Below are 6,122 nucleotides of genomic sequence, written 5' to 3'. Positions count from 1 at the left end.
TGCTGGCCCATAACGTCAGCCGGCTGCTCACTCGCAGCCGGCTTTTCTGCGTCTTCGTCCTCCTCGAGGCCCCGGCTTCTCCCCCTGCCTCCCAGCCGGGCTGAGCCGCTATTCTGCGCAACCCTCCTGTCCGACAGGTTCGGAGAACCGCAGCGTGGGAGGCGTCCGTTCCAGCCGAACCGCGGAAACCTGCCCGACTGTCGGACAGGTTTGGAGAACCGTAGCGTGGGGGGCGTCCCCCCAGCCGAGCCGTGGAAACCTGCCGGATTGTCAGACTGGTTCGGAGAACCGCAGCGTGGGAGGCGTCCGTTCCAGCCGAACCGCGGAAACCTGTCCGACAGGTTTGGAGAACCGCAGCTTGGGAGGCGTCCGTTCCAGCCGCGTCGCGGAAACCTGTCCGACTGTCCGACAGGTTTGGAGAACCGCAGCGTGGAGGCCGTCCGCTCCTGCCGAACCATGGAAACCTGTCCGATTGTCCGACAGGTTTGAACCATCCCGGCTGGCCCCCGCGCCGACGAAGGGACTCGGGCTTCCCATCGGGCATGCATCCTCAGCCGCCGCGACTGGGGAGCGTTCGCCTTGGCCGAACCGCGGAAACCTGTCCGACAGTCGGACAGGTTTGGACGACAGCTCCGCGCGGAACGTGTCCCTCATGGATGCCCGGCGATGAGGCAGCACTTTGAGCTCAGCGCTTCAGTGCCCCCTGCGTCGCTGTGCATGAATGGCTGTCCGGGCCCTGGCGTCTCGGCATCACTTTGAGCTCAGCCCTTCAGCGCCCCGTGCGACGCCGTGCACGGGCGCGCGCGGCTTCCAGCGCGGAGTCCACTCCGGCGGGCGGTTTCGGCGGTTCGGGCTTCGGCTCCGGGGGCTCCTCCGGGGCGGGGCTCGCCGGCGCCGTGGAACGCTTCGCGTCCGTGACGACGGGGGCGGCCGTGGGCCCTCGCGCGATGGACTTCTTCACGGGCCGCTCCCGGGTAGCCTTCATGCGGGGCGCGGAGAGGAACCGGCGCACGGCCACCTCCGCCAGCATCGCCGCCAGCGCGAACGCGACCAGCCACGGTGCCAACGCCACGCGGCCTTCTGACTCCGGCGCCTCCGCGAACAGGCCCGTCATCGACAGCCGCTCCTGCCCTCCTCCCACCGCCGCCAGTGCTCGCAGGACCTTGAGCCCTTCCTTCGCGCTGCCCGGTTCGAACTCCGGCGCGTAGGGCAGCACCACCGGTGGCGCCCTCAGCACCCGTCCGCCCCACTTCACCACCGGGTGCCAGGTGCCACTGCCCGACAGCGGGTACTCGACCACCAGCCGGTCCTCGTCCTCCCAGTGCAGCGGCTTCTCCGCGCCGGAGCGGCCGTCGCCCGACAGCAACACCGCCGTGGGCAGCGCGCCCGGCATCGGTTCACCTGGCGGCAGGTCCAACGTCACGCGCAGCAGGTTGCCCTGACGCTCGGAGCGCACCACCGCCTCCTCCTTCGGCGTGGCCCGCCCCATCGACCAGCGCACCACCGCCTCCAGCGTCGCCCGCAGCGCGCTCCACTCGCGCAGCTCACCCGTGTACTTGCCGTCCACCTCCGCCGTGAACGCCACCGTGCGTCCCGCGCCATGCGGCCACAGCGCCAGCACCGGCGCGGCGTTGGTGTCCAGCGTGCGCAGCGCCACGTTCGCCCGAGGCTTCAGGTAGGTGAGGTTGTAGCCGCCCACCTGCGGCAGGCCCGTCGTCGGCAGTGGCCCCAGCAGCGGCAGGTCCGGCGCGGCCTCCATCGACGCAGGCTCGTCCACGAACGTGGCCCTCGCCACCGCCAGCGTCTCCTGGCTGAAGATGCGCGGCAGGCTCATGGCGTCCTCCGCGAAGTAGATGCGCCCTTCGCCGCGCCGGGCCACCTCGCGCAGCAGCTCCGCGTCCGGATCCGTGGGCTTGCCCAGGCCGATGACGGACACCGTCACGTTGGCCTCTCGCAGCGCGGCCAGCGTCTGCTGGAAGTCCCCGGGCTCCTCGGAGTCCGCCGCGTCGGAGAACAGCACCACGTGCCGCGTGGGCTTGTCGCTGCGGAGGATCTCCTTGCGGCCCGCGCGCAGGGCCGTGCCCACGTAGATACCGCCACCGCCGCTGAAGCCCCGCGCCACCTGGCCCAGCGGCAGGCCGTCGCTCACCGGGCTCAGCGGGAAGACCTCATGCGGCTCCGTGTCCACCATGTGCACGGAGGCTTCGTCGTTCGCGTTGAGCAGCGTGAGCGCCGCCGTGACTCCCTCCGCGGCCAGCTCCATCTTCGTGCGCCCATCCGGCACCTGCACGCCCATGGAGCAGCTGGAATCCATGAGCACGCTCATCGCCACCGACGCGCGCCGCTGCTCCTCGCGCATCTCCAGCGACACGGGCAGCAGCGGTTCCACGGGCGAGCGCCGGTAGCCGCCCTCGCCGAAGCTCGAACGCCCTCCCGTCATCACCAGCCCGCCGCCCGCCTGGTCCACGTAGTCCGCCAGCGCGTTCAAGCCCGCCTCGCCCAGCGCGTTGGCGTCCACGTTCTCCAGCACCACCACGCCCACCCCATCGAGCGCCTCCAGCGACAGGTGGAACGGCGCCTTCACGTCCAGCTCCATGCCCGTCGCCGACAGCGCCTTCGCCAGCGTGCCCGAGGGCTGCGTGGTGAGCAGCAGCACGCGCGGCGGGCCCTCCACGCGCAGCACGCCCACGCCCACGTCGTTCTCCGGGACGCCGTCGCCGGGCACCTCCACCGTGAGCCGGTAGTGCACGAGCCCCGGCGCCTCCAGGAGGTCGCGCAGGGGCAGCAGGTTGGGGCCGGGCTTGAAGTCGAACGGACCCTTCACCAGCACCTTCCCGTCGCGCTCCAGACGCACGGTGCCGGTGACGGCGGAGGTGGCCTGCACCACGGCGGAGAACTGGAAGGGCTCGCGCACGGAGACGGTGGCGGGCACGTCCAGCGACACGACGGCCACGTCCAGCGCGGGCTCCGGACGGGACACCTGCCGGTAGTCCACCGCGATGCCCCGCGCCGCCAGCCGCCGCGTCGCGCCCCGAGCATCCGCGCCCGTGGCCCGGCCATCGGAGACGACCAGCACCCGGCCCGTGCGCTCGGGGGGAATGAGCGCGCCCGCCGCATCCAGCGCGGCAGACAGGTCCGACGCCTCCGAATCCACCGGCCGTGAGAAGCCGCCGAACCGGCCCACCTCCGACAGCGGGGACTCCACCCGGGCCTCGCGGCCGAAGGTGATGACGCCCACGCGGTCGCCCGGCCGGCGCTGGGACTCCACCAGTGCAATCAGCTCCTGCGCCACGCGGTCCACGTCCAGCGGCATGGAGCGCGAGCGGTCCACCACCACGGCCACGTCACTGCCCGCGTTGGCCAGCCGCAGCTCCGGCCCGGACAGCGCGCCCACGCCTAGCACCAGCAGCACCCATCGCAGCACCATGGGAGGGCCGGGCCTCCGGCCGTAGCGCCACAGGAAGAGGCCCAGCGGCAACAGCAGCAGCCACGCCTGGGGAAGGGTGAAGGTCATGCCTTCCTCGTGACGTAGAAGTCCGCCAGCAGCGCGGCCAGCAGCACCACCAGGGGCCAGCGAGCGCGCTCCTGGCCGCCGTTCCCTTCCGAGTCCTCGCCCGCTTCCTTCGCGGCCACGTCGGCGCTGCCCCGGCCGCGCAGGTCCGACTCCCGCGCATCCAGCGCCAGCACCTCCAGCGAGTCCACTTCGCGGCCGTCGCGCTCCAGCACGTAGCGGCCGGGGCTCGTGGGCGCGGGCAGGCTCAGCGCGCCCGCGCCGAACACGGGCTTGCGCCCCGAGGGCCCATTCAGCGCGTAGCGCGCACCGGCCTCGGTCACCACGGAGAGCGCCTCGCCCAGGTTGAGCTGACGCCGGGGGAAGCCTTCCCGCAGCCGCCGCGCTTCGCGCACCACGTTGCCCAGCAGCACGGGCCAGGCGGTGGTGCGCTGGAGGTTGGAGCGCGCCAGGTCCACGTTGAGGTGCAGCCGCCCACCCTCTTCTTCCGACACGAGCACGGCCTCGCCCGCGGTCATCAGCGGACGGCCCGGAGGGTTCGCGCCCGCCGTCCACCGCACACCCGCGAGCTGCACGTCGTCCATCAGCGTGCTGCCCTTCTCCGTGAAGAACGGCCCCACGAAGGTGCGCAGCGGTCCCTCCGCGCCCAGCGTCACGCGGGCCTCCGCGCGCGCGGGGCCCACGGACAGCACCGGCGCACCGGGGACAGGGGGGCCATGCGCCACGTCGGGAGACACCGCCAGGAAGCGCTCCAGCGCCTGCTTCGACGCGGGTGACAGGCCCTCCGTCAGTCCCACCGCCACCGGCATCAGGGGGGACGGGGGCAGGCGCACGTGCCCGTCCTCGGGCAGCGCGTCGTCCGGCAGGGACACCTCCACGTCGCCGGCCTCGCGGAACGTGAGGCGCACCGTCGCGGCGCCCTCCTCTGGCAGCGCGATGCGCTCCGTGCGTTCGGTGCCTTCCCGTGCGCCCGGTCCAGGTGCCGCTCGCACGCGCGCTTCGACTTCCGAAGGCCCCGCGCCGAAGCGAGCGATCCGCAGTGTCACCGTGGCCCGGCCGCCTTCGTCGCGTCGCTGCGCGGAGACCAGTGCCACGTTGCCCTGGGAGCGGCCCAGCGCCGTCCAGCGCACGGAGGGAGGCACGGCCGCGTCCGTGGAGGGCGGCGCGTCGGTGAAGAAGTGCACGCGCTTGCCGGGTCCGGCCAGCTCCTGCGCCCACAGGAGCGAAGCCGTGGCGTCATGGTCCGGCCCGCGCGCTTCGAAGGACTCCAGTGCGCCCAGGGCGCGCGAGGCCTCCGCTTCCGGTCCAGCGATGACCTGGGGCGACACACCGCTCGTGAGCACCGTGACGTGCGTGGCGCGCTCAGTCTCCACGCGCTTCGCGGCCTCGGTGCGCACGTGATCCAGCACCGTCCTGCCATCCGGAGTCCGAGCCGACATGGACAGGCTGCCGTCCACGACGAGCACGAGGTGACGCCGGCGAGCAGCCTCGCCCAGTCGCACGTCCGCCAGGTACAGCGCGGCGGCGAGCACGGCGAGCGCCTCCAGCAGCAGCGACGCCTCGCGAGTGAAGCGCTCCCACCGGGGTCCACCCTCCGCGCGAGGACGCGGCGTACGCCACAGGAACAGCGCGCTCACCACGACCGGCTTCTGCCGGCGGCGCAGGAAGTACGCCGCGACCAACGGAACCAGCGCGCCCAGCGCCACCAAGCCCCAGGGAAGCCCGAAGCTCACGTCCCGCCTCCCGCGACGCACCGTACGCAAGTGCGACCGCCATCAAGCACGCTGGTGCTCCATGCCTCGCGCTCCACGCTGCTCGAATCGAAGCTCACGCCCCGCCTCCAGCGACGCGCCGCACGCGAGTGCAACCGCCATCAAGCGCGTCGTCGGTGCTCCACGCCTCGCGCTCCACGCTGCTCGCATCGTCGCCATCCACGACGCACCGCACGCGAGAGCACCTGCCATCAAACACGCCGGTGCTCCACGCCCCGCGCTCCATGCTATTCGCGCCGGAGGTCACGCCTTCGCCTCCCGCAGCGCACCGCACTTGAGCGCGTCTGCCATCAAGCACACCGGTACTCCACGCCTCGCGCTCCACGCTGTTCGCACCGAAGCTCACGCCCCGCCTCCCGCGACGAACAACGCGCGCAGCGGTCCCGCCACCTGCGCTCGCAGCCCTTCCGCCGCGTTCACCGTGAGCAGCGTTCCCCGCGCTCGCACCGCCGCGCTCCGCAGCGCGCGCTGGTGCTCCGCGAAGCGGCGGGCGTAAGCAGCCAGCACCCCGTCCGTCAGCAACTCCTCCAGCGCCACGCCGCTCTCCGCGTCCACCAGCCGCGCGCCCTCACCGCCCGTGGGCTCCAGGTCCTCCGCGTCCAGCACCTGCACCAGGAACAGCGCCGACGCTCCACGCGACAAGCGGGCGCACAGCGCTTCCAGGTCCGTCTCGAAGAGGAAATCGCTCACCACCACCCGCAGGCCACACGGCCGCAATGGCGGCAGCCGTCCCAGCGCCGACGCCAGATCATCCCGCGCCTCGAACTCCGTACCCCGCAGCGCCGCGCGGCACGCCGGCCCCTGCACCCGCTCCGACCGCGCCCCGCCCCACAGCAGCG

General features: G+C 72.7%; 2 protein-coding genes and 1 pseudogene. All 3 read right to left on the bottom strand.

The window, feature by feature from the left end; all coding sequences use genetic code 11:
* Positions 1 to 769: 769 nt before the first annotated feature.
* Positions 770 to 3,514 carry a VWA domain-containing protein gene (locus D7W79_RS37500; protein ID WP_120530067.1) on the bottom strand — a complete coding sequence of 915 codons (2,745 nt, stop codon included), beginning with the start codon at positions 3,512 to 3,514 and terminating at the stop codon, positions 770 to 772.
* Positions 3,511 to 5,244 (bottom strand): vWA domain-containing protein, encoded by a 1,734-nt coding sequence (locus tag D7W79_RS37495; RefSeq protein ID WP_120530066.1) that lies wholly within the window; start codon positions 5,242 to 5,244, stop codon positions 3,511 to 3,513. Before D7W79_RS37495 ends, D7W79_RS37500 begins: the two co-directional genes overlap by 4 nt.
* A 381-nt stretch (positions 5,245 to 5,625) precedes the next feature.
* A pseudogene (locus tag D7W79_RS37490) lies at positions 5,626 to 6,122 on the bottom strand (DUF58 domain-containing protein); the annotation flags it as partial.

The organism is Corallococcus exercitus, assembly GCF_003611585.1.
Lineage (GTDB): Bacteria > Myxococcota > Myxococcia > Myxococcales > Myxococcaceae > Corallococcus > Corallococcus exercitus.
The sequence above is the reverse complement of the archived record's forward strand: the minus strand, read 5'-3'. Positions and strand labels throughout refer to the sequence as shown.

Bases quoted from the DNA above. Each gene is read 5' to 3' on its own strand.
- D7W79_RS37500 (WP_120530067.1), bottom strand. From the start codon at position 3,514: ATGACCTTCACCCTTCCCCAGGCGTGGCTGCTGCTGTTGCCGCTGGGC.